23 protein-coding genes and 1 pseudogene are annotated in these 21,302 nt (G+C 71.1%); 17 read left to right on the top strand and 7 right to left on the bottom strand.

Annotated elements, in window-relative coordinates; all coding sequences use genetic code 11:
- Nucleotides 1-134: 134 nt before the first annotated feature.
- A complete protein-coding gene (locus tag ACFVGW_RS16515; protein ID WP_385852455.1) occupies nucleotides 135-1,958 on the top strand; it encodes a bifunctional metallophosphatase/5'-nucleotidase in 1,824 nt (607 codons plus the stop codon).
- A 117-nt stretch (nucleotides 1,959-2,075) separates the two neighbouring features.
- Nucleotides 2,076-2,927: a phosphatidylinositol-specific phospholipase C gene (locus ACFVGW_RS16510; RefSeq protein WP_385852454.1), complete on the top strand. Its 852-nt coding sequence runs from the start codon at nucleotides 2,076-2,078 to the stop codon at nucleotides 2,925-2,927.
- Here the strand turns inward: ACFVGW_RS16510 and ACFVGW_RS16505 are convergent.
- From ACFVGW_RS16505 to ACFVGW_RS16485, 5 genes are all read right to left on the bottom strand, one after another.
- A complete protein-coding gene (locus ACFVGW_RS16505) occupies nucleotides 2,892-4,319 on the bottom strand; it encodes a sensor histidine kinase (RefSeq protein WP_385852453.1) in 1,428 nt (475 codons plus the stop codon). The genes ACFVGW_RS16510 and ACFVGW_RS16505 overlap by 36 nt on opposite strands.
- A complete protein-coding gene (locus tag ACFVGW_RS16500; protein WP_352191359.1) occupies nucleotides 4,316-5,041 on the bottom strand; it encodes a response regulator transcription factor in 726 nt (241 codons plus the stop codon). The genes ACFVGW_RS16505 and ACFVGW_RS16500 overlap by 4 nt, the downstream gene beginning before the upstream one ends.
- A gap of 20 nt (nucleotides 5,042-5,061) precedes the next feature.
- Entirely contained in the window at nucleotides 5,062-6,126 is a 1,065-nt protein-coding gene (locus ACFVGW_RS16495) for a S1C family serine protease (protein ID WP_385852452.1), read from the bottom strand.
- 110 nt (nucleotides 6,127-6,236) lie between these two features.
- Nucleotides 6,237-7,265 (bottom strand): LacI family DNA-binding transcriptional regulator, encoded by a 1,029-nt coding sequence (locus tag ACFVGW_RS16490; RefSeq protein ID WP_383226081.1) that lies wholly within the window; start codon nucleotides 7,263-7,265, stop codon nucleotides 6,237-6,239.
- A gap of 24 nt (nucleotides 7,266-7,289) precedes the next feature.
- Nucleotides 7,290-8,087, bottom strand: a complete 798-nt coding sequence (locus ACFVGW_RS16485) for a response regulator transcription factor (protein ID WP_383289012.1) — start codon at nucleotides 8,085-8,087, stop codon at nucleotides 7,290-7,292.
- Between the two features lie 227 nt (nucleotides 8,088-8,314).
- Between ACFVGW_RS16485 and ACFVGW_RS16480 the strand changes: the two genes are divergently transcribed.
- From ACFVGW_RS16480 to ACFVGW_RS16450, 7 genes and pseudogenes are all read left to right on the top strand, one after another.
- A complete protein-coding gene (locus tag ACFVGW_RS16480; protein ID WP_385852451.1) occupies nucleotides 8,315-9,118 on the top strand; it encodes an alpha/beta hydrolase in 804 nt (267 codons plus the stop codon).
- A gap of 45 nt (nucleotides 9,119-9,163) precedes the next feature.
- Nucleotides 9,164-9,418, top strand: a complete 255-nt coding sequence (locus tag ACFVGW_RS16475; RefSeq protein WP_352191364.1) for a MoaD/ThiS family protein — start codon at nucleotides 9,164-9,166, stop codon at nucleotides 9,416-9,418.
- Nucleotides 9,419-9,428: 10 nt separating this feature from the next.
- Nucleotides 9,429-10,559, top strand: a complete 1,131-nt coding sequence (locus ACFVGW_RS16470; protein WP_385852450.1) for a hypothetical protein — start codon at nucleotides 9,429-9,431, stop codon at nucleotides 10,557-10,559.
- Nucleotides 10,560-10,637: 78 nt separating this feature from the next.
- Nucleotides 10,638-11,327 carry a DUF2993 domain-containing protein gene (locus ACFVGW_RS16465; protein WP_352191366.1) on the top strand — a complete coding sequence of 230 codons (690 nt, stop codon included), beginning with the start codon at nucleotides 10,638-10,640 and terminating at the stop codon, nucleotides 11,325-11,327.
- 610 nt (nucleotides 11,328-11,937) lie between these two features.
- Nucleotides 11,938-12,777, top strand: a complete 840-nt coding sequence (locus tag ACFVGW_RS16460) for a sulfurtransferase (RefSeq protein ID WP_385852449.1) — start codon at nucleotides 11,938-11,940, stop codon at nucleotides 12,775-12,777.
- Nucleotides 12,778-12,816: 39 nt separating this feature from the next.
- Nucleotides 12,817-13,104 carry a DUF1416 domain-containing protein gene (locus ACFVGW_RS16455; RefSeq protein WP_352191368.1) on the top strand — a complete coding sequence of 96 codons (288 nt, stop codon included), beginning with the start codon at nucleotides 12,817-12,819 and terminating at the stop codon, nucleotides 13,102-13,104.
- Nucleotides 13,105-13,211: 107 nt separating this feature from the next.
- Nucleotides 13,212-13,490: pseudogene (locus ACFVGW_RS16450) on the top strand (DUF3099 domain-containing protein); the annotation flags it as partial.
- A gap of 53 nt (nucleotides 13,491-13,543) precedes the next feature.
- On the opposite strand, the gene ACFVGW_RS16445 reads toward ACFVGW_RS16450, so the two are convergent.
- A complete protein-coding gene (locus tag ACFVGW_RS16445; protein ID WP_352191369.1) occupies nucleotides 13,544-13,906 on the bottom strand; it encodes a DsrE family protein in 363 nt (120 codons plus the stop codon).
- A gap of 105 nt (nucleotides 13,907-14,011) precedes the next feature.
- Between ACFVGW_RS16445 and ACFVGW_RS16440 the strand changes: the two genes are divergently transcribed.
- The 6 genes from ACFVGW_RS16440 (at nucleotide 14,012) to ACFVGW_RS16415 (ending at nucleotide 18,781) form a co-directional block, all read left to right on the top strand.
- Complete coding sequence (locus ACFVGW_RS16440) at nucleotides 14,012-14,770, top strand: hypothetical protein (protein ID WP_385852448.1); 759 nt, start codon at nucleotides 14,012-14,014, stop codon at nucleotides 14,768-14,770.
- 17 nt (nucleotides 14,771-14,787) lie between these two features.
- A complete protein-coding gene (locus ACFVGW_RS16435) occupies nucleotides 14,788-15,567 on the top strand; it encodes a hypothetical protein (protein ID WP_385852447.1) in 780 nt (259 codons plus the stop codon).
- Nucleotides 15,564-16,475, top strand: coding sequence for a hypothetical protein (locus tag ACFVGW_RS16430; RefSeq protein WP_385852446.1), 912 nt, complete (start codon nucleotides 15,564-15,566; stop codon nucleotides 16,473-16,475). The genes ACFVGW_RS16435 and ACFVGW_RS16430 overlap by 4 nt, the downstream gene beginning before the upstream one ends.
- Nucleotides 16,476-16,701: 226 nt before the next feature.
- Entirely contained in the window at nucleotides 16,702-17,274 is a 573-nt protein-coding gene (locus ACFVGW_RS16425) for an FABP family protein (protein ID WP_383226063.1), read from the top strand.
- Between the two features lie 79 nt (nucleotides 17,275-17,353).
- On the top strand, nucleotides 17,354-17,791 hold the full coding sequence (locus ACFVGW_RS16420) for a Fur family transcriptional regulator (RefSeq protein ID WP_385852445.1): 438 nt from the start codon (nucleotides 17,354-17,356) through the stop codon (nucleotides 17,789-17,791).
- A 9-nt stretch (nucleotides 17,792-17,800) separates the two neighbouring features.
- Nucleotides 17,801-18,781: a YgfZ/GcvT domain-containing protein gene (locus ACFVGW_RS16415; RefSeq protein WP_383226061.1), complete on the top strand. Its 981-nt coding sequence runs from the start codon at nucleotides 17,801-17,803 to the stop codon at nucleotides 18,779-18,781.
- A gap of 10 nt (nucleotides 18,782-18,791) precedes the next feature.
- Here ACFVGW_RS16415 and dtd read toward each other — a convergent pair whose 3' ends face one another.
- Entirely contained in the window at nucleotides 18,792-19,217 is a 426-nt protein-coding gene (gene dtd / locus ACFVGW_RS16410) for a D-aminoacyl-tRNA deacylase (RefSeq protein WP_352191376.1), read from the bottom strand.
- 126 nt (nucleotides 19,218-19,343) lie between these two features.
- On the opposite strand from dtd, the gene ACFVGW_RS16405 reads away from it, so the two are divergent.
- Complete coding sequence (locus tag ACFVGW_RS16405; RefSeq protein ID WP_352191377.1) at nucleotides 19,344-19,919, top strand: ABC transporter substrate-binding protein; 576 nt, start codon at nucleotides 19,344-19,346, stop codon at nucleotides 19,917-19,919.
- A gap of 136 nt (nucleotides 19,920-20,055) precedes the next feature.
- Nucleotides 20,056-21,300: a GNAT family N-acetyltransferase gene (locus tag ACFVGW_RS16400; protein ID WP_385852444.1), complete on the top strand. Its 1,245-nt coding sequence runs from the start codon at nucleotides 20,056-20,058 to the stop codon at nucleotides 21,298-21,300.
- The last annotated feature ends 2 nt before the right edge of the window (nucleotides 21,301-21,302 follow it).

The raw sequence follows: 21,302 nt of genomic DNA, 5'->3' as shown, positions 1-21,302 counted from the left end.
GTCCCGAGCCTACGGAATCAACCTAGTTGTAACCCGGTACCCCCTGTTGCGCTACGCGCGTTGACTCTAGGCTGCGCCCGGTACGTCAGCAGTCGACAGGCGCCTCTCGCAGGGGCGCGGGGACAAGGGGAACGATGGCAGCGACACCGAAGAAGAAGAGGACAGCGGGGCGGATACTCGCCGTCGGCGCGGGGCTCGCCACCGTCGGCGCGCTCGTCGCCGCGCTGCCCGCGGGCGCCTCGGGGACGAAGGGCGGGGACGACGAGCGCGGCCAGGGCTACGGCTACGGGCGTTACGTCGACGTGCAGCTCCTCTCCTTCAACGACCTGCACGGGAACCTGGAGCCCCCCACGGGCTCGGCCGGGCGGGTCACCCAGATCCAGCCTGACGGGACGACGAAGACCATCGACGGTGTCGGTGGCGTCGAGTACCTGGCCACGCACCTGCGTGAGGCCCGCAAGGGCAACCCGTACTCCGTCACCGCCGCCGCCGGCGACATGATCGGTGCCTCCCCGCTGGTCTCCGGGCTCTTCCACGACGAGCCGACCATCGAGGCGCTGAACCGGCTGAAGCTCGACGTCAGCTCCGTCGGCAACCACGAGTTCGACGAGGGCGCGCGCGAGCTGGCCCGGATGCAGAACGGCGGCTGCCACCCGACCGCCGGCTGTTTCGAGGAGGGCAAGCGGTTCAAGGGGGCGCGCTTCCCCTACCTCGCGGCCAATGTGACGAACGAGAAGACCGGCCGTCCGATCCTCGACCCGTACGTCATCTGGGAGCGCAACGGCGTCAAGGTCGGCTTCATCGGCGTCACCCTGGAGGGCACGGCCGACATCGTCTCCGCCGAGGGCATCAAGGGCCTGAAGTTCGGCGACGAGATCGAGACGATCAACAAGTACACCAAGGTCCTGGAGCGCAAGGGCGTCAAGTCCATCGTCGCCCTGCTGCACGAGGGCGGGGCGCCGGCCTCGGGTTCGTACAACTACAACTGCGACAGCCCGGGCCCCGGCGACGGCATCTCGGGCCCGATCGTCGACATCGCGAAGAAGGTCAGCCCGCAGGTGGACGCCCTGGTCACGGGCCACACCCACCAGGCGTACGCCTGCACGATTCCGGACCCGTCGGGCAAGCCGCGCACGGTCACCTCGGCCGCCTCCTTCGGCAAGCTCTACACGGACACGACGCTGACCTACGACCGCCGGTCCAAGGACATCGTCCGTACCGCCGTCTCCTCCGCGAACCACGTCGTCACCCGTGACGTGGCGAAGGCGGAGGACATGACCACGCTGATCGACCGCTGGAAGACGCTCGCCGCGCCGATCGCGAGCCGTCCGGTCGGCTACATCGCCGGTGACGTCGACAACCCGGCCGACGCGGCCGAGAAGCCGCTCGGCAACCTGATCGCCGACGCGCAGCTGGAGGGCATGGCCCCGGCCGACAAGGGCGGCGCGCAGCTCGCGCTGATGAACCCGGGCGGTGTCCGCGCGCCGCTGGTCCACAAGGCGTCCGGCGCCGAGGGCGACGGGGTCGTGACCTACGGCGAGGCGTACACGGTCCAGCCCTTCACCAACATGATGACGGCGGTCGACCTGACCGGCGCCCAGCTCATCACCACGCTCCAGCAGCAGGTGAGCGGCCCGAACCAGGCCGCCCCGAAGATCCTTCAGGTCTCGAAGGGCTTCACCTACACCCTGGACATGACGAAGACCGGCGCCGACCGGATCGTGACCTCCTCGGTGAAGCTGAACGGCGAGGCGATCGACCCGTCGAAGACCTACCGGGTCGCGATGAACGAGTTCCTGGCCGGTGGCGGTGACGGCTTCGCCGTCCTGAAGGAGCACAAGAACAAGCTGGTCGGCGCGTCCGACCTGGACCTGTTCACCGCCTACCTGGCGGCCCACTCCTCCGCGAGCGCGCCGCTGGCCCCGCCGGCGACGGGCCGGATCACGGTCGTCAAGTAACGCCGCGAGCAACTCCGCTCCGCCCGGGGGGCGGTGGGCCGTTACGACGGTCCGCCGCCCCCTTCCGCGTATGCCGGACCCTGGCGGATATTGACGCGTACGCGTCATACTCCGCGCATGGACCGACGACGCTTTCTCGCGGGAGCCGCGGCAGCCGGTGCCGTCCTCCTGGTGGGAGCCCCGCCCGCGCGGGCGCTCACCACCCAGGACTGGATGGCCGGCCACGGCGACCCCACCCCGCTCCAGAAGCTCACCATCCCCGGCACCCACGACTCCGGCGCCCGCTTCGGCGGACCCTGGTCCCAGTGCCAGAACACCACCCTCGCGCAGCAGCTCGCTTCCGGAATCAGGTTCTTCGACATCCGCTGCCGCGTCACCGGCGGCTCCTTCGCCATCCACCACGGCCCCTCGTACCAGAACATGATGTTCGGCGACGTCCTCATCGCCTGCCGTGACTTCCTCGCCGCCCACCCCTCCGAGACCGTCCTGATGCGCGTCAAACAGGAGTACTCCTCGGAGTCCGACGCCACCTTCGGCGCCGTCTTCGGCGACTACCTCGACAACCGGGGCTGGCGCTCCCTCTTCCGCATCGGCGACACCGTCCCCACCCTCGGCCAGGCCCGCGGCAAGGTCGTCCTCATCGCCGACAACGGGGGCCTGCCCGGCCTCAAATGGTGGGACGGCGGCGCCCTCGCGATCCAGGACGACTGGAACGCCCTGCCGAACGCGAAGTACCCCAAGATCGAGGCCCACCTCCGCACGGCCGTCGAACAGCCCGGCAAGCTGTACATCAACTTCGTCAGCACGTCCGCGTCCCTGCCGCCGCGCTGGAACTCCGACAACCTCAACCCCCGCGTCCACGGCTTCCTGGACGGAACCGCGAACGGCTGGAAGGGGCTGGGCATCGTCGCCATGGACTTCCCCAACACCCGCTCAGGCCTGGTCGAGTCCCTCGTGCGCCACAACTGACGGCGGGGGCGTCGGCGCGCCCGGCAGTCGCAGGACCGCCGCCGTGCCGCCGCCCTCGGCCGCCGTCAGGGCCACCGTGCCGCCCGCCTGGTGGACCGTACGGGCCACGATCGACAGGCCCAGGCCCGAGCCGGGCAGGCTGCGTGCCGACGGCGAGCGCCAGAAGCGTTCGAAGACATGCGGGAGTTCCTCCGCCGCGACGCCCGGCCCGTGGTCGCGGACGGTCAGCTCGCCCCGCATCAGGGTCACCTCCACCGTGCCCCTCGCCGGCGAGAACTTCACCGCGTTGTCCAGGACGTTCACCAGCGCGCGCTCCAGCGCAGCCGGCTCCGCCCGGACGTACCAGGGCGCGAGATCCGTGACGAACGTCAGCTCGGGGCCCCGCAGCCGCGCCCGGTCCAGAGCCGACCTCAGGAGCGCGTGCAGCGGGACGACCTCCAGCGGGCCCGGCTGCTTCGCGTCCGGGCGGGCCAGCTCCTGGAGGTCGCCGATCAGCGCCGCCAGCTCCGTCATCTGCGCCTTCACCGACGCCATCAGCGCCCGCCGGTCCTCGGGCGGCAGGGCTCGGCCCGTCTCCTCGCTGCGGGCCAGCAGCTCGATGTTGGTACGCAGCGAGGTCAGCGGCGTCCGCAGCTCGTGGCCCGCGTCCGCGATCAGCTGCGACTGCCGGTCCCGCGAGACCGCGAGCGCCGCCGTCATGGCGTTGAAGGAGCGCGAGAGGCGGGCGATCTCGTCCTCGCCCTCGACCGGGATCCGTACGGTCAGGTCCTCCGTCGCCGCCACGTGCTCCACCGCGCCCGTCAGCCGGTTCACCGGTTCCAGGCCCGTCCGCGCCACCCACAGCCCGGCCGCGCCCGCGCCCACGACACCGATCCCGGAGACGAGCAGCAGCACCCAGCCGAGCGTGGACATCGAGCGGTCGATCTCGTACAGCGGACGTGCGACCGAGACCGCGACCGGCTGGTCGGCGATCGACACGGGATACGAGTAGACCCGCATCTCCGTGCCGTTCTCGGCGTCCGTCGTGTGCAGGGCGAACGGCTGCTCGCCCCGCGCGACCGCGAGGTCCTCGTTCCGGGCGGGGATCGGGGAGGTGCCGAGCGTGCAGAGGTCACCGGTGACGGTGACGATCTGCAGGGTCTGCGCCGGCCCGGACGGCACCGGGCGGTCCCGCGCCCCCGGGGCGCAGGAGGCCAGCAGCATCCGCGCCTGCTCGTCCGTGAGACGGCTGCCGCGCAGCGAGGAGTCGAGCTCCGCCTCCAGCTGCGCCCGCGTCACGAACCAGCAGGCGAGCGAGACGGCCGCCACCGCCACCGCGACCGCCGTCGCGGTCAGCAGCGCGAGCCGGGACCGCAGCGGCCGCGACCGGAACCAGACGACAGGACCGCTCACTCCGGGCCTCCGCCGCGCAGTACGTATCCCACGCCCCGCACCGTGTGCACGAGGCGCGGCTCGCCGCCCGCCTCCGTCTTCCGCCGCAGATACATCACGTACACGTCGAGCGAGTTCGAACTCGGCTCGAAGTCGAAGCCCCAGACCGCCTTCAGGATCTGCTCGCGCGTCAGCACCTGGCGGGGATGGGCCAGGAACATCTCCAGGAGCGTGAACTCCGTCCGCGTGAGCTCCACCGCCCGGCCGGCCCGCGTCACCTCGCGGGTCGCCAGGTCCATTCGCAGATCCCCGAAGCTCAAGGCCTCGCCCTCCGGCGGCGCCCCGGCGGCGCTCGCGTACGAGCTGCGCCGCAGCAGCGCACGGATCCGGGCGAAGAGCTCGTCCAGCTCGAACGGCTTCACCAGATAGTCGTCGGCGCCCGCGTCGAGCCCCGTCACCCGGTCGCCGACGGTGTCCCGGGCCGTGAGCATCAGGATCGGCACGGTCGAGCCGGACGCCCTGATCCGGCGCGCCGCCGTCAGCCCGTCCATCCGGGGCATCTGCACGTCGAGCACGACGAGATCGGGGGCGTACGACTCCATCCGGGCGAGCGCGTCGACCCCGTCGACGGCCTCCTCGGTCCCGTACCCCTCGAAGGCGAGACTGCGCCGCAGCGCCTCCCGTACGGCGGGCTCGTCGTCGACGATGAGGATGCGGTCGCCTTCATTCACCGGGCCAGTCATGGGGCCAGCCTCGCACGCGTTCAGTTCGCGCCGCCGTCCCGGAGCTCGTCCAGGTCGGCCTTGAGCGTGTTCACCGGGATGGCGAATCCGAGACCGACGCTGCCGGCCGAAGATCCGCTCGAAGAACTCGGCGAGTACATCGCCGAATTGATTCCGATGATCTCGCCGTTCATATTGATCAGCGCGCCGCCGGAATTCCCCGGATTGAGCGAGGCGTCCGTCTGGATCGCCTTGTACGTCGTCTTCGACGAACCGGTGTCGCCGTTGAACTCCTGCCCGCCGAACTCGAACGGCCACCCCTGCCGCGGGTCGTACTGCTGCCGCTGCTGCTGGTCCTGGCCGTCGTCCTTGGCCACCGTCACATCACGGTCGAGCGCGGAGACGATGCCGCTGGTGACCGTGCCGGTCAGGCCCTCGGGGGAGCCGATCGCCACGACCTCGTCGCCGACCTTCACGTTGTCGGAGTTCCCGAGGGTGGCCGCCTTGAGGCCGGAGGCGCCCTCCAGCTTGATCAGCGCGAGGTCCTTGCCGGGGTCGGTCCCGACGACCTTCGCCTCGTACGTCCTGCCGTTCGACAGCTGGACGCCGATCGAGGAGGCGCCGGAGATCACGTGGTTGTTGGTGACGATCTCGCCGTCGCCGGTGATGATCACGCCGGAGCCGGTGGACTTGCCGGACGCCGAGGACGCGGAGATCTCCACGATCGACGGCGAGACGGCCTGGGCCACCCCGGCGACCGTGCCCTTGCTGCTCGCGGAGACGTTCGTACCGCTGACGCCCGACGCCGTCGGGGCGTCGTCCGCCGTGAGCTGCTGCACCAGGGTCGCGGTGCCGCCGCCGACCGCCGCGGCGGCGATCGCCACGGCGACGAGGAGACCGACGCCCCGCCTGGCGCGCCGGCGCGGGAGCGGGGCCGCCGCGGCGGGCGCGGGCGGGACCGGGGGAGTGACCGTCGGAGGGACGTGGCCCCCGGACGGCCAGACCGTCGTGCCCGGCTCCGTGGTGACGGGCTGCGTCGGGTCGTACGGCGGCCTCGGGGGCTGCGGCGGGTAGTACGGCTGCTGCGGCTGCTGGTGGTCCGTCATGGAAGAGACTCTCGGAGCCGTTCATGAGAGCACTCTGAGGACGGCCTGAGAAGCCCGACAGAACCCTGTATGCCCCATATAAAGATCAGGGGTGGCCGGGTACGGCGGGGTCAGCCGCCGTCGCAGCCGCAGGAGCGGCGGACCACCAGGGCGGACGGGAACTGCTTCACCCGTTCGCGCTTCGATCCCACCACCCGCAGCGAGTCGTCCAGGACCAGATCCACCGCCGCCCGGGCCATCGCCGGACGGTCCGAGGAGATCGTCGTCAGCGGCGGATCGGTCAGCGCCGCTTCCTTCACGTCGTCGAAGCCCGCCACCGCCAGCTCCGTCGGCACGTCGATCCGCAGCTCGCGCGCCGCACGCAGCACACCGAAGGCCTGGTCGTCGGTGGAGCAGAAGATCGCCGGCGGCCGGTCCGGGCCGGAGAGCAGCTTCAGCGCGACCTGGTACGCGTCGTAGCGGTTGTACGGGGCCTGGAAGAGCCGTCCCTCGATCGAGTGGCCGGCCTCCAGCATGGCCCGCCGCCAGCCCTCCTCGTGGTCCGCGACCGGGTCGCCGACCGCCGGGGTGTTCGGGACACCGCCGAGGCACGCCACATACGGGTGCCCGTGCTCCAGAAGGTGCCGGGTGGCGAGCTGCGCACCGCCGATGTCGTCCGTGACGACGGCCACGTCGTCCAGCGCCTCGGGCCGCTCGTGCAGCAGCACCACGCGCGCGTCCCAGGCCTCGATCTCGCTCGCGGCCCGCTCGCTCATGCCCTGGCTGACCAGGATCAGACCGGAGACGCGCATCCCGAGGAACGCACGGAGGTAGTGGACCTCGCGCTCGTCGCGGTAGTCCGAATTGCCGACGAGGACCATCTTGCCGCGCTCGGCGGCGGCCTGTTCGACGGCGTGCGCCATCTCGCCGAAGAACGGCTGCCGCGCGTCCGGGACGATCATGCCTATGAGGTCCGTGCGCCGCGATGCCATCGCCTGCGCCACCCGGTCGGGTCGGTAGCCCAGCTCCTTGATGGCGGCGAGTACACGCTCGCGCGTGGCCGGGGCGACCGGCCGGGGTCCGTTGTTGATGACGTAACTCACGACCGCGGTCGAAGTACCCGCCAGTCGCGCTACGTCATCCCGCGTCACCTTGGCCACGCGCGGCAGTCTACGCGGGGTGACCTACCTACCGGCAGGTCGCACTGTGGCTTCCGCCACGTTCCTGTCCTCCGAGGGGGTGACATCGCGCGCGCCACCCTTGACCCGGGCCTCTTCCTTCGCCCGCGCCTCCTCGGCCGCCCGCTCCACCTTCTCCGGCGTGACGAAGCGGTATCCGACGTTACGGACGGTGCCGATCAGCGACTCGTGTTCCGGGCCGAGCTTGGCGCGAAGTCGCCGTACGTGGACATCGACCGTTCGGGTGCCACCGAAGTAGTCGTACCCCCAGACCTCCTGGAGGAGCTGGGCGCGCGTGAAGACCCGGCCCGGGTGCTGCGCGAGGTACTTGAGGAGCTCGAACTCCTTGAAGGTCAGGTCCAGGACCCGGCCCTTGAGCTTGGCGCTGTACGTCGCCTCGTCGACCGAGAGATCGCCGTTGCGGATCTCCATCGGGGAGTCGTCGGCCACGATCTGCTGCCGGCCCGTCGCCAGCCGCAGCCGGGCCTCGACCTCGGCCGGACCCGCGGTGTCGAGGAGCACGTCGTCGATGCCCCAGTCGGCGGTGACGGCCGCGAGACCGCCCTCCGTGACGACGAGGATCAGCGGGCAGCCGGGCCCGGTCGAGCGGAGGAGCTGACAGAGGCTGCGCACCTGTGGGAGGTCACGGCGGCCGTCGACGAGGATGACGTCGGCTCCGGGGGTGTCCACCAGGGCGGGGCCCTCGGCGGGGGCCACCCGTACGTTGTGCAGCAGCAGGCCGAGGGCGGGAAGCACCTCGGTCGAGGGCTGGAGTGCGTTGGTCAGCAGCAGCAGTGAACTCATCGGCCGCCTCCTGCCGGAGTGGCCGGCCGGGTGTCCTGCCGGTCGTGCTCGGTTCGCTCGTCCATGACGTCGGTTCCTCCTCGGTCCCTGCGAGGACGTCTGCGTGTCTCACATGCGGCTCTCGCGCCCTGAGAGCTTTTGTTCATCCGTCCGTAACAACGGTCGGAAAACGCAAAAGGACCCGGGGGCTGCGTTGCCCGGATCCTCTGCCTAGGAGAATAGCCCACATGAGTTCCGAGGCAGAGGGGCGATTCCACATCGTGGATGTCTCCTCGATCACGTCCCGTCCCCAGCGTGCCACTTTGCTCACCACGGACGGTGTCCGTATCGAGGCTGTTTACGAACCGTGTACGCGGGGCGTCACCGATACGGCCGTCGTCCTGGCCCACGGGTTCACCGGGTCGGCCGACCGGCCCGCCGTCCGCCGTGCCGCCGAGGCGCTCGCCGAGCGCGCGGCCGTCGTCACTTTCTCCTTCCGCGGACACGGCCGTTCGGGTGGTCGCTCCACCGTCGGCGACCGCGAGGTCCTCGACCTCTCGGCGGCGGTGCGCTGGGCCAGGAAGCTCGGCCACGCGCGCGTGGTGACCGTCGGCTTCTCCATGGGCGGCTCGGTCGTCCTGCGCCACGCGGCCCTGGAACGGGACACCGGCGGCCACACCGACGCGGTCGCGGCCGTCAGCGCGCCCGCCCGCTGGTACTACCGGGGGACGCCCTCGATGCGCCGCGTCCACTGGGTGATCACCCGCCCCGTGGGCCGTCTGGTCGGCCGCTACGGACTGCGGACGCGGATCCACAACGAGGACTGGAACCCGGTACCGCTGTCGCCCGTGGAGGCGGTCCCGCTGATCGCGCCGACCCCGCTGCTGATCGTGCACGGCGACCGCGACCCGTACTTCCCCGTCGACCACCCGCGGATGCTGGCGGAGGCGGGCGCGGGCGAGCTGTGGCTGGAGCGCGGCATGGGCCACGCCGAGAACGCGGCCGACGAGGACCTGCTGCGCCGTCTGGGGGACTGGCTCACCCGCCGATAGCCCATCATGGACACCGGCGCGCACACGAACGAAGGGAGCGCCGCTATGGCAGCGGGAACCATCCGCTACTGGGCCGCGGCCAAGGCCGCCGCCGGTGTCGCCGAGGAGCCGTACACCGCCGAGAACCTGGCCGAGGCGCTGGACGCCGCCCGCGCGAAGCACCCGGGCGAGCTGGTCCGCGTACTCCAGAGGTGTTCGTTCCTCGTCGACGGTGACCCCGTCGGGACCCGCGGCCATGAGACCGTACGCCTTGCCGAGGGCGGCACGGTCGAGGTGCTCCCGCCGTTCGCAGGAGGGTGAACCGCACAGCATGAGCAGCGATCAGCAGCAGCCGTACGACCAGGGCTACCACCAGGGACACCCCCAGGGTCACGACCCGGGCCACGACCCGTACGCGGGTCAGCAGCCGTACGGCGTCCAGGACCCGCACGTGACCCAGACGTGGCAGGGCCAGACCTGGGACACGCAGTACCAGCCGGTGGTCCAGCCGCAGCAGCAGCCGCAGCAGCCCCCGCAGCCGCAACATGCGCAGCAGCAGCCGACGGCGTACGACGCCCCCGCCTATCTGCCCCCGCAGCCCGCGACCGCGGCCCACCCGCTGCCGGACGAGACGCCGGCCGCCGCGCCCGCCCAGGGCGGCGCCACGGCCGCGTACTCCGCGCCCACCACCTCCGGCCACACCCGTCTCACCGACGCCCAGCGCGCCAGGGCCGAGGGACGCTCGCCGATCATCGCGCCGGGGATCCAGCCCGCCGCCCTCACCGCGGTCCTCGGCGTCCTGCTCGCGGGCGGCGCCGCACTCGGCCCGTACGGACTGCTCGTCCCGCTCGTCCTGCTCCAGGCCGTCACCGCCGCAGGCTGGTTCCGGCTCAACGGCATGTGGCCGGCCCGCCAGGGCATCGCCCTCGCCTTCGCCGGCGGCCTGGCCGCCGACGGCGCCCTGCTCGCCGCCGGCCGCGAGAACGCGCCCGCCGCGATCATCGGCACCCTCGGCGTCTGGGTGCTCCTCACCCTCGTCCTCCAGCTGCGCAGCCACGCCGACCCCGACGAGCGCATGTACGGCCTGATGGCCACCGTCGCCTCGGCCGCGCTGACGATCGTCGCCACCGGGCACCTGGGTGCGGCGCCCGACGCCGTGGTCGTCGGCGGCCTCGCGGTCGCCGCCGCCACCGTCGCCCGCGCCCTCCCGCTGCCCGGCCCCGCCTCCGTCGTCGTGGCGCTCCTGGCCGCGGCGGGCGCGGGGATCGCGGCCGGCGGATTCACCGGCCTGGGGACCTCCGGGGCGCTGCTCGGCCTCGCCGCCGGGGTCTGCGCGCTCGTCGGACTGCATGCCGCGAGCTACGACTACCCCTCGCGGTTCGTGCACATGACCGCCGGTGTCGCGCTCCCGCTGACCGCCGCCGCCCCCGCCGTCTACCTGCTGGGACGCGCCCTCGCCTGACCCGGGGGAACCATCCGGCCCCGCGACGCGTCGATCTTGATGTCGGGGGCCGGACAAGTTTTTGGGGGCGGGCACGTCATGCGAGCACTGCGCGTATTGCTGATCGTCGCCGTCGTGCTCGGCGGGATCTTCGTCGGCGTCGACCGGATCGCGGTCTCCTACGCCGAGTCCGAGGCCGCCGACCGCGTGCGGCTCGGCCCCGCGCGGGCCGACTCGACGGACGTCGACATCAAGGGCTTCCCGTTCCTGACCCAGGCCATGGACAAGCGGTTCGACGAGGTCGACGTGGCCCTGACCGGCGTCGAGGCCACGGCCGGCAGCCGGAAGATCCGGATCACCGAGATGACCGCCGCGCTCCGGGACGTGACGGTCCAGGACGACTTCGCGGGCGCCCGCGCGCGCAGCGCGACCGGTACCGCCCTGATCTCGTACGCCGACCTGACGGCCGCCGCCGACCGTGACGTGACGGTCGCCTACGGCGGCGACGGCAAGCTGAAGGTCACCGGCGGGGTCGAGATCCTGGGCCGTACGGTCACCCGCAGCGTCGTCTCCTCGGTGACCCTGGTCGACGGGAACACCATCCGGGTCCGTGCCGACAAGGTGCCGGGCGAGGGCATCCCGGGCCTGGAGTCCCTGATCCGCAAGCGCACCGACTTCGACCGCGAGATCGGCGGTCTGCCGCAGGGCATGAAGCTGGAGAAGGTCGAGGCCCGCGAGGACGGCGTGGCGATCGCCGTGACGGGCACGGACGTGACGCTGGCCGGCTGAAGCCGGAGCCGCGGCCCGGCGGACGGGCCACGCGCCGCCCGGGCAGCCCTCCGTCGGACGGGCGGCGCGCCGCCCGGGCAGCCCCCCGTCGGACGGGCAGCGACGTCCCGGCTCGGGCCGGTTTGGATCCGGCTCGGGCCGTTAGGACCGTGTGAACCCCGGCTCGGGTCGTCTGGACCCGGGCTCGGCCACATGGTGAGACGGCTTCGTCCGACCCGTAGAAAAATCACCTCTCCGCCGCGCCTCCAACCCCGGCGGCGTCCGGTTTCTCCGCGATCTCGTCCCACATCTCGGACGATCGCGTCTCAAAATACGACACACCGGTGACACGGCCGCCTGTCCGTCCCTACGATCGTGGGCATGAAGCGACAGGCGGATCTCACGAAGCGGCGGGCAGTAGACCTGTGCCGCATCGCCGCCATGCTCTGTCGCTCCGTCTGAGCGGGACGCCGCAGTCCCGTATTCCTCAGGCCTTTCCGACCCTCGGTCGGGGCCACCCCCGTGCAGCCCGTACGTGGCGCTGACGCGTACCCGCAAACCCCCGCGTGACACCGCACAGCACCGCAACACCGCACCACACCGCCGAACACTGCCCCGGAGGAGAAACAGCATGAGCCGCAGCGACGTCCTGGTAGACGCCGACTGGGTCGAGGCGAACCTCGACAACCCGCAGGTGGCCGTCGTCGAGGTCGACGAGGACACCTCCGCGTACGAGAAGAACCACATCCGCAACGCGATCCGGATCGACTGGACCCAGGACCTGCAGGACCCGGTCCGCCGTGACTTCATCGACCAGGAGGGCTTCGAGAAGCTCCTCTCGGCGAAGGGCATCGCGAACGACACCACGGTCGTCCTCTACGGCGGCAACAACAACTGGTTCGCCTCTTACGCCTACTGGTACTTCAAGCTCTACGGCCACCAGGACGTGAAGCTCCTCGACGGCGGCCGCAAGAAGTGGGAGCTCGACTCCCGCGACCTCGTCGCCGAGGTCCCGGTCCGCCCGGCCACCGAGTACAAGGCCAAGGCGCAGGACACCTCCATCCGTGCCTTCCGCGACGACGTCGTGGCCGCCATCGGCGCCCAGAACCTCGTCGACGTGCGGTCGCCCGACGAGTTCTCCGGCAAGCTGCTCGCGCCGGCCCACCTCCCGCAGGAGCAGTCGCAGCGCCCCGGCCACGTGCCGAGCGCCCGCAACATCCCGTGGTCCAAGAACGCCAACGACGACGGCACCTTCAAGTCGGACGACGAGCTCAAGGCCCTCTACGAGGACGAGCAGGTCGACCTGGCGAAGGACACCATCGCCTACTGCCGCATCGGTGAGCGCTCCGCGCTGACCTGGTTCGTGCTGCACGAGCTGCTCGGCGTCGAGAACGTCAAGAACTACGACGGCTCGTGGACCGAGTACGGCTCCCTCGTCGGCGTGCCGATCGAGCTCGGCGCCAACAAGTAACACCACCGGACGCACGGACCCAAGGACAGGACGAAAGACATGTGTGGAGCACAGCCCGGCGGCCCCGACGCCTCGACGATCAAGCCCGGTGAGACCACCATCCAGGGCTTCGTGACCAGGGACGGCGAGCCCGTCACCGGTTACGTCCGCCTCCTGGACTCGACCGGCGAGTTCACGGCCGAGGTCCCGACCTCCGCCACCGGCCAGTTCCGCTTCTACGCGGCCGAGGGCACCTGGACCGTCCGCGCCCTGGTCCCCGGCGGCACCGCCGACCGCCAGGTCGTGGCGCAGCACGGCGGCCTCGCCGAGGTCGCGATCGCGGTCTGATCACCGCATCGAGGGCTTCGGGTACGAAGCCCCCACTACCGGCCGCAGGGCCGTGCCTCCTGGGGGGTTGGACGCTTTCCCGGACTTGAGGCACGGCCCTTCGGTCTTACTCTGAAGATATGTACGCGCGTCGTCGGCACGTCTACTTCTGGCTGATGGGCGGCTGTGTGCTGCTCTTCGTGGGCGCCTGGGCCGTCGTGCGGCTGTTCTCGATGCCCGTCGCCATCGGGATGTGCGTGGTCGCCATGCTCATCCCGCCGGTCGCCGCGATGATCGCGAACCGGCGGGGCCCGGAGGACCGCTGGTGGGACGATCCGTCCGGGGACCCGCAGTCCGACGAGTGGTGGGACGAGCTGGACGGCAAGAAGCGCCGCGAGGACCAGTAGCCCGGTCGGCGGACGGCCGGCAGACCAGGGCGGTCAGTACCAGACCAGGGCGGTCAGTACACCAGCGCCTGCGTGCCGTCCGTCATGGCCTCCTGGACGAAGACCTGCGCTCCGGCGATGCGGACGCCCTCCAGGACGTCCTTCTCCGTGATCTCGCGGCGGGCCGCGCACTGGGTGCAGAGCGTGATCCGCCCCGCCGCCAGGATCGAGTCGACCAGGTCCGGGAGCGGCGCCGCGTGCGGGAGTTCGAACTCTGCCGCGCGGCCCGGGAGCGCGAACCACGACGACTCGCCCGTCAGCCAGAGCGAGACCTCGACCCCACTGGCCACGGCGACGGCCGCCACGGTGAAGGCCTGGGAGCAGCGTTCGGGGGCGTCGGCCCCGGCGGTCACCTTGATCACGAGCTTCTTCGCCATATACCGAACTGTAATGCGGACCTCTGCAACCTCATGCACCACTCACGAGTCAGCGCTGTGCGCGGATAACGGAATCCTCGCTTCTGGTCTCGTGGGGGGACCCTCTTGGAAAGCACAGAAGAAAGCGCCGCCGCGCCGCGGCGGCGCAGGACAGGACGGACGGTCGGCCTCGTCGCCGTCGCTGCCGTCCTCGGCCTCGTCGGCGGCACCGCCGTGGGCTACGGCGTCCAGGCCGAGCGGGAGCCGACGGCTCTGCCCGCCCTGAACCAGCCCGGTCTCGCCTACCCGAAGCCGCTCCCGGCGGGGCAGAAGGCCGCGCCCCTGCCGGTCTCCGAGGACCGCAGGCTCAAGACGGACGGCGATCTGCGCAAGCTGCTGCTGCCGCGACCGGCGGGCGCGAAGAAGACGGAGTTCTCGGACCTCGGCGACGGCTGGATGCGGGTGTCCGCCTACGCCCGTGAGTTCAGGAACCCGCGTGGCGCCCTGGACTTCCAGCTGAGCAGCGGTATCAGGCGCGTGGCGCGCACGACGTGGCAGCAGGGCACGTACCGGTTCACCGAGATCCGGCTGGTCCAGTACCGCTCGAACGACACCCTCGGCGCGCAGGAGCACGCCGAGGGCCAGATGGAGTACATGTCCGACGAGGACTTCGCCTCCTCCGAGGGGGAGGCGATCAAGGGCTCCGCCAACGGCCGCTACTACCTGTTCCCGGTGGAGCGGAAGGCCGGATACCTGGACCTCTACGAGGCCCGGGCGTACTTCCACCGCGGCGACATCATGGCCGAGATCTTCGTCGTCGACACCAAAAAGATCTCCGCGAAGGAGATCGGATCGATCGCCGAGCAGCAGCTGGGGCGCCTGTGAGCGAGGACCTGAACACCGTGACCGAGCCGACGAAGCCCGGCCGCGGGCGCCCGCTGCTGACGGTCGTCCTGCCGGCCGTACTCGTCCTCGGCGCGATCGGCGGCGGCGTCACGTACACCGCCGTCACCGTCGACAACGCCGACCGCAGCGCGCCGACCGTCGCCTGGGAGGAGCCCGAGGCGACCCAGTGGGACAAGGACCCTGCCGCGGGCGCCTCGCGCGGCAGGGCGTCGACACCGCTCAGCAAGCTGCTCCTGCCGGTGCCGGAGGGATACGTCCTCGGCCCCGACATCGAGTCGTACGGGAACGACGGCGAGCTGGGCGACAAGGAGGCCCTCGCGCTGCTGAAGCAGGAGGGCAAGGGTCTCTCCGGCAAGAAGCGGCGCGCCTACGAGAAGCGGGTCGAGAAGGTCGGCATCAAGGGCATCGCCGTCCGGTCCTTCGCCGCCGAGAACAGCGAGACCGTGGTGACCGTCCGCATCACGCAGATGAAGGACAAGAAGCGGATCCGCGAGATGTTCGAGATCAAGAAGGAGCTCTTCCAGCTCTTCGAGTTCCCCAAGGGGCCGAAGATCAGCGGGCACAAGAACTCCGTCTGCTTCATGGTTCCCGAGGAGAAGGGCCTGAAGAAGTCGGAGAAGTCGCAGCAGCTGGAGGAGATGCACTGCACGGCGTACGACTCCGAGGTCGAGGTCACGGTCACCGTCGCGGGCGCCAAGCCGTTCGACAGGGCGGCTGCCGCCAAGCTGGTGCAGAAGCAGCTGGACCACATCGCGTCCCCGGGGGAGTACGTATGACCGAGCAGACGACGGACACGGACGCGAAGCTCCCGGGACAGGCTCCTGCCCCGGCAGCGGAAGCGGTGTCCGAGGCACCCGTCGAGGATGCGGTGACGACCGAGGCTCCCGCGACGGAAGCCGATCCGGTCGCGGAAGCGCCCGCGGTCAAGGCGTCCCGCAAGCCGCTCCTGCGGGCCGTCGCCCGCTGGACCGCCGCCGTGCTCGTCCTCGGCGGCGTCGGAACCGGGACCGCGCTCGGGATCACCTCCATGGAGCGCACCGAGGTGCCCGGTCTCGCGACCGAGAGCGACGGCCGCTGGGTCTACCCGAAGCTCGGCCTCCCCGCGCTCCCGGCGGACGCGCCGCGGCCCTTCACCGAGGGCAACGACGGCGAGATCCACCACGCCGACCTGCGCAGACTCCTCCTTCCCGCGCCGGAGGGCGCCACGCCGGACCCGAAGCTGAACGGCGGCTGGGTCGGCGTGGACCAGTTCCTGTCCCAGTACCGGACGGACGAACGGCCCGAGCTGGCGGAGGCGCTGAAGGAGTCCGCGCTGCGGCACATCGCGGCCCGGGGCTGGACCATGCCGGACGGTACGACGACCCGGATCCACCTGCTCCGGTTCAACTCGGTGGCCTTCGCCGAGGCCTTCAAGGACGATGCCGTGCAGGCCGGAGCGACCACCGGTCCGCTCCTCGACGGGGTCGAGGGGGTTCAGGTCGACGGCGACTTCCCGACGGCCGTCAGCGTCCCGTACACGGTCCTGTACACGCACGTCGAGCTGCCGCAGAACGACGACCAGACCCGCTGGGCCTACATCCAGGCCGGCGACACCCTGGCGTTGGTGACCCAGTCCCGTGAGGGGGAGGCGCTGACGGTCCCGTTCCAGCAGACCGTGGCCCTCCAGAACCAGCTCCTGGGCTGACCCGTCGCGCACCGGCCGACCTCACAGAGAGGGCCGGGCCCCCGCAGACTAAGCTGGGGTCCGGCCCGTTCTGCCTTCACGCTCATCCGAGGAGCACCCGTGATCATCTTCTTCGAAGTCCTCCTGGCCCTGGTCTGCGTCGCCGTGCTCGCGTTCACCGGTCTGGCCGTGAAGAAGCTGTACCAGGGCCAGCGGTAATCACCTCTACGGAACGACAGAGCTGCTCATGATCGAGATCCCGTCCGACCTCAACCCGGACCTCGTCCCCCTCGCGTTCCTCCTCGGAACGTGGGAAGGCGTGGGCGTGGCCGACTTCCCCGGCGCCGAGAAGTGCAACTTCGGTCAGTCCGTGACCTTCAGCCACGACGGCCGTGACTTCATCGAGTACCACTCGCACTCGTGGGTCCTGGACAGCGAGGGCAACCAGGTCCGCCCGCTGGAGAGCGAGAGCGGCTACTGGCGGATCGACAAGGACCGCAAGGTCGAGACCGTCATGGTCCGCGACCAGGGCATCGTGGAGATCTGGTACGGCGAGCTGGCCGACAAGAAGCCGCAGATCGACCTGGTCACCGACGCCGTGGCCCGTACGGCGGCGGCCGGCGCCTACAGCGGTGGCAAGCGGCTCTACGGCTACGTCAAGGGCGACCTGATGTGGGTGGGCGAGAAGGCGACCCCCGAGGTCCCGCTCCGCCCGTACATGTCCGCGCACCTGAAGAAGGTCGTGACGCCCGAGGAGGTCGCGGAGATGGCGCGCAACCTCGGCGACCTGCCGGACGACGGCATCGCCTTCTTCAAGTAGGGCTTCTCCGCGGGCCTTCTTTCGATCAGGCCCCACGAGACCCAGCCGTGTGCGCCCACGCCCTCCTACACTGGGGGGCGTGGTGAGCACCGACTGGAAGAGCGACCTGCGGCAGCGCGGCTACCGGCTGACGCCTCAGCGCCAGCTTGTCCTGGAGGCCGTGGACACGCTGGAGCACGCGACGCCCGACGACATCCTGAGCGAGGTCCGCAGGACGGCCTCCGGTGTGAACATCTCCACCGTGTACCGGACCCTGGAGCTCCTGGAGGAGCTCGGGCTGGTCTCCCACGCCCATCTCGGGCACGGGGCGCCGACGTACCACCTCGCCGACCGGCACCACCACCTCCACCTGGTCTGCCGGGACTGTACGGAGGTCATCGAGGCGGATGTCGAGGTGGCCGCCGAGTTCACCGGCAAGCTGCGCGAGACCTTCGGCTTCGAGACGGACATGAAGCACTTCGCGATCTTCGGCCGGTGCCGGGACTGTTCGAACAAGGACACCGGTACGCAGTCGTAGGCTTGCCCCATGCAGCAACATTCAGCGCACAGCCCTCTGCTGTCCCTGCCCGGCGCCGTCCCCGCCGAAGGCCGTGACGAAGGTGTCGCCGCGCACTACGGCGACCTGTTCCGCGAGCAGCGTGCCCTCGCCGCGGGTGACGGCTTCGTCGACCTCTCGCACCGCGGTGTCGTCGCCGTCTCCGGCGACGACCGCCTGAGCTGGCTGCATCTGCTGCTCACCCAGCACGTCAGCGAGCTCCCGGTCGGCCGCGCCACCGAGGCTCTGATCCTCTCCGCCAACGGTCACATCGAGCACGCGCTCTATCTCGTCGACGACGGCGAGACCGTCTGGGCGCACGTCGAGCCCGGCACGCAGGACGAGCTCATCGCCTATCTGGAGTCGATGAAGTTCTTCTACCGGGTCGAGGTCGCCGACCGTACGGACGAGGTCGCCGTCGTCCACCTGCCGGCCGGCTCCATCGCCGAGGTGCCGCCGGGCGTCGTCGTACGGGAGACCCCGCACGGCCGTGACCTGTTCCTGCCCCGCGCCGACCTGGAGTCCTTCGCGGCCGCTCATGGTCCGGCAGCCGGGATGCTCGCGTACGAGGCGCTGCGGATCGAGGCGCACCGGCCGCGGCTCGGCTTCGAGACCGACCACCGGACCATCCCGCACGAGCTGGGCTGGATCGGCAGCGCGGTGCACCTGCAGAAGGGCTGCTACCGCGGGCAGGAGACCGTCGCGCGCGTCCACAACCTGGGGAAGCCGCCGCGCCGTCTCGTCTTCCTGCACCTGGACGGCAGCGAGGTCCACCTGCCGGGCCACGGCACCCCGATCCGGCTCGCGTCGGACGGAGCCGAGGGCCGCCAGCTGGGCTTCGTGACCACCTCCGGCCGCCACCACGAGCTGGGGCCGATCGCGCTGGCGATGGTGAAGCGGAACGTGCCGGTCGACGCGGAGCTGATGGCCGGGGACACGGCCGCCGCGCAGGAGACCGTCGTCGAGCCGTAGGCCCGGGTCCTCAGACCTCCAGGAGCACCGTGAACGGGCCGTGATTCGTGAGCGAGACGCGCATGTCCGCTCCGAACCGGCCCGTCTCCACGTGCGCGCCCAGCTCGCGCAGCCGTGTCACGACCTCGTCGACGAGGGGTTCGGCGACCGGGCCGGGCGCGGCGGCGTTCCAGGTGGGACGGCGCCCCTTGCGGGCGTCCCCGTAGAGGGTGAACTGAGAAATCACCAGCAAGGGGGCATTAATGTCCGAACAGGATTTCTCTCCCTCCAGAATCCGGACGGACCACAGTTTTCTGGCCAACTGTGCCGCTTTCTCCGGAGTGTCCTCGTGGGTGACTCCCACCAGCACACACAGCCCCTCGCCGACGATCTCGCCGACGGTCTCGCCCGCCACGACGACGCTCGCGCCGTCCACTCGCTGTACCACTGCACGCATACAGGCCAACCTACAGACCTCCGCATAGGGGCTGAACGGGTGCAGAGCGCCTGCACGCGCAGGGGCGGGAGTGGCACCATGCGTGTCAGGCGGTGCGGTTCCGCACCGGTCGAGGGGACGATTCACATGAGTGCACCTGGCGCCGGGCAGACGCCGGCCCGTTTCGGAGTGGGCGTAAGGCCGCCCGTGCAGCGGACGTCGGAGCCCGCACTGCCGGAGCGGCGGCAGCCGGACATCGCCGCTCTGAGACTGCCGGAGCTGCGCGCGCTCCGCCGTGACGCGCAGGGCGACGAGGCCGACCTCAGCTACGTACGGAGGATGCTGCAGGGCCGTATCGACATCCTCAGGGCCGAGCTGGCGCGGCGTACGGATCCGGAGTCGCCGGTCCTGGACCGGCTGTCGGAGATCCTCGCGGACGTGCCGTCGCGGCGGGGCTCGTCGGCGCGGCACGTGACGCTGTCGACGCCGCGGAGCGAGGAGTACCGGCGGCTGGCGGCGGAGATGCTCTCGGAGGTCGAGCTCTCGGACCTCGGGGCGCGGACGGACGACGAGCTGCACACGGCGATGGGCCGGCTCGCGGGGTACGAGCAGCAGATCTCGCGGCGGCGGCAGGACCTCCAGCGGACGGCCGACGACTGCAGCGCGGAGATCACCCGCCGCTACCGCGAGGGCGAGGCCCAGGTGGACGACCTCCTGGCCTGAGCGCGTGAGTGCGTGAGCACGTGAGCGCGAGACGACTGAGTCCTGAGCGCCCGAGGCCGGAGCGTGGGAGCGCCCGCGCCGGTCCGGCGGGAAAACTCGCGTGCGTGGGGCCGGTGGCGTGCATAGTCTCGCCGTCATGAGCCTTGAGGTACGCCCCGTGGGCGAGTCCGAGTTCGGCGAGTGGCTGCGCGCCTTGAAGACGGGGTTCATGCGGCCACCGGTCATCGGGGACGACGAGGCCGCGGCGCGGCTGCCGAACTTCGACCTCTCCCGCACGCTCGGCGTGTTCGACCGGGGCAGGATCGTCGGCACCTTCCGTACGTTCACGCAGGAGCTGTCCACCGTCGGGGGCGGCTCGCTCGTCGCGGACGCCATCAGCCAGGTGACCGTCTCGCCGACGCACCGCCGCCGCGGGGTGCTCAGGGGCGCGATGACCGCGGACCTCGCCTCGGCGAAGGAGCGGGGCGACGCCGTGGCCACCCTCATCGCCGCCGAGTATCCGATCTACGGCCGGTACGGCTTCGGTCCCGCCGCCTGGACCACCGAGTGGGTCGTCGACCTGACGCGCGCGGGACTCGACCCCCGCCGCACCGGCCGGCCCGAGTGCGGCGGCTCCATCGAGCTGTCCGACGGCGCCGAGATCCGCAAGACCGGCCCCGAGGTCCACCGCCGGCTGGCCCGCGTCCGGGCCGGTGTCCCGAACCGGGAAGCGCGGGACTGGGAGCGCGGTACGGGTCTCGGTTTCCAGCCCGAGCCCTGGACCGAACCCTTCTACGCCGTCTACCGCTCGGAGTCCGGCGAGGTCGAGGGCTATGCCGCCTACCGCTCGGACGACAAGTGGGACGACGGCAAGCAGCCGGTGAACACCGTCACCGTCCGGGACCTGATCGCCTGCACCCCGGCCGCCGAGCGGGCGCTGTGGCAGTACCTCTGCTCGATCGACTGGGTGACCTCGGTCCGCTCCGGCTACCGCGCCCCCGACGACCTTCTGCCGCAGCTCCTGCCCGACCCGCGTGCGGCGAGGGTCCTGAGCCACGCCGACATGCTGTGGGTGCGGGTCCTGGACGTGGCCAAGGTGCTGGAGGGCCGTACGTACGCGGCTTCCGGCTCCCTCGTCCTGGAGCTGCGGGACGCGGACGGACTGGCCGGCGGGCGCTACCGGCTCGACGCCTCCCCGGAGGGCGCGGAGTGCTCCCGTACGACCGCTTCCGCCGATCTCGCCCTCGACATCGCCGAGTTGGGGACGCTCTCGCTCGGTGACGAGTCGGTGGCACGGCTCGTGGCGCTGGGCCGGGTCGAGGAGCTGACGTCGGGTGCGGCCGCCCGCGCGGACGTGCTGCTGCGGTCCGCGCGCCGGCCGTGGTGCCCCGACATATTCTGACC

The sequence above is a fragment of the Streptomyces sp. NPDC127129 genome (genome assembly GCF_042671585.1).
Lineage (GTDB): Bacteria > Actinomycetota > Actinomycetes > Streptomycetales > Streptomycetaceae > Streptomyces.
This window is presented reverse-complemented; position numbering and strand designations above follow the sequence as displayed.

What these genes read in the sequence shown, in the direction of transcription:
- ACFVGW_RS16430 (WP_385852446.1), top strand. Translation starts at nt 15,564, where the DNA reads ATGACCGAGCAGACGACGGACACGGACGCGAAGCTCCCGGGACAGGCT.
- ACFVGW_RS16415 (WP_383226061.1), top strand. Translation starts at nt 17,801, where the DNA reads ATGCAGCAACATTCAGCGCACAGCCCTCTGCTGTCCCTGCCCGGCGCC.
- ACFVGW_RS16510 (WP_385852454.1), top strand. Translation starts at nt 2,076, where the DNA reads ATGGACCGACGACGCTTTCTCGCGGGAGCCGCGGCAGCCGGTGCCGTC.
- ACFVGW_RS16515 (WP_385852455.1), top strand. Translation starts at nt 135, where the DNA reads ATGGCAGCGACACCGAAGAAGAAGAGGACAGCGGGGCGGATACTCGCC.
- ACFVGW_RS16445 (WP_352191369.1), bottom strand. Translation starts at nt 13,906, where the DNA reads ATGGCGAAGAAGCTCGTGATCAAGGTGACCGCCGGGGCCGACGCCCCC.
- dtd (WP_352191376.1), bottom strand. Translation starts at nt 19,217, where the DNA reads ATGCGTGCAGTGGTACAGCGAGTGGACGGCGCGAGCGTCGTCGTGGCG.
- ACFVGW_RS16500 (WP_352191359.1), bottom strand. Translation starts at nt 5,041, where the DNA reads ATGACTGGCCCGGTGAATGAAGGCGACCGCATCCTCATCGTCGACGAC.
- ACFVGW_RS16455 (WP_352191368.1), top strand. Translation starts at nt 12,817, where the DNA reads ATGTGTGGAGCACAGCCCGGCGGCCCCGACGCCTCGACGATCAAGCCC.
- ACFVGW_RS16480 (WP_385852451.1), top strand. Translation starts at nt 8,315, where the DNA reads ATGAGTTCCGAGGCAGAGGGGCGATTCCACATCGTGGATGTCTCCTCG.
- ACFVGW_RS16495 (WP_385852452.1), bottom strand. Translation starts at nt 6,126, where the DNA reads ATGACGGACCACCAGCAGCCGCAGCAGCCGTACTACCCGCCGCAGCCC.
- ACFVGW_RS16485 (WP_383289012.1), bottom strand. Translation starts at nt 8,087, where the DNA reads ATGAGTTCACTGCTGCTGCTGACCAACGCACTCCAGCCCTCGACCGAG.
- ACFVGW_RS16405 (WP_352191377.1), top strand. Translation starts at nt 19,344, where the DNA reads ATGAGTGCACCTGGCGCCGGGCAGACGCCGGCCCGTTTCGGAGTGGGC.
- ACFVGW_RS16460 (WP_385852449.1), top strand. Translation starts at nt 11,938, where the DNA reads ATGAGCCGCAGCGACGTCCTGGTAGACGCCGACTGGGTCGAGGCGAAC.
- ACFVGW_RS16400 (WP_385852444.1), top strand. Translation starts at nt 20,056, where the DNA reads ATGAGCCTTGAGGTACGCCCCGTGGGCGAGTCCGAGTTCGGCGAGTGG.
- ACFVGW_RS16465 (WP_352191366.1), top strand. Translation starts at nt 10,638, where the DNA reads ATGCGAGCACTGCGCGTATTGCTGATCGTCGCCGTCGTGCTCGGCGGG.
- ACFVGW_RS16470 (WP_385852450.1), top strand. Translation starts at nt 9,429, where the DNA reads ATGAGCAGCGATCAGCAGCAGCCGTACGACCAGGGCTACCACCAGGGA.
- ACFVGW_RS16425 (WP_383226063.1), top strand. Translation starts at nt 16,702, where the DNA reads ATGATCGAGATCCCGTCCGACCTCAACCCGGACCTCGTCCCCCTCGCG.
- ACFVGW_RS16475 (WP_352191364.1), top strand. Translation starts at nt 9,164, where the DNA reads ATGGCAGCGGGAACCATCCGCTACTGGGCCGCGGCCAAGGCCGCCGCC.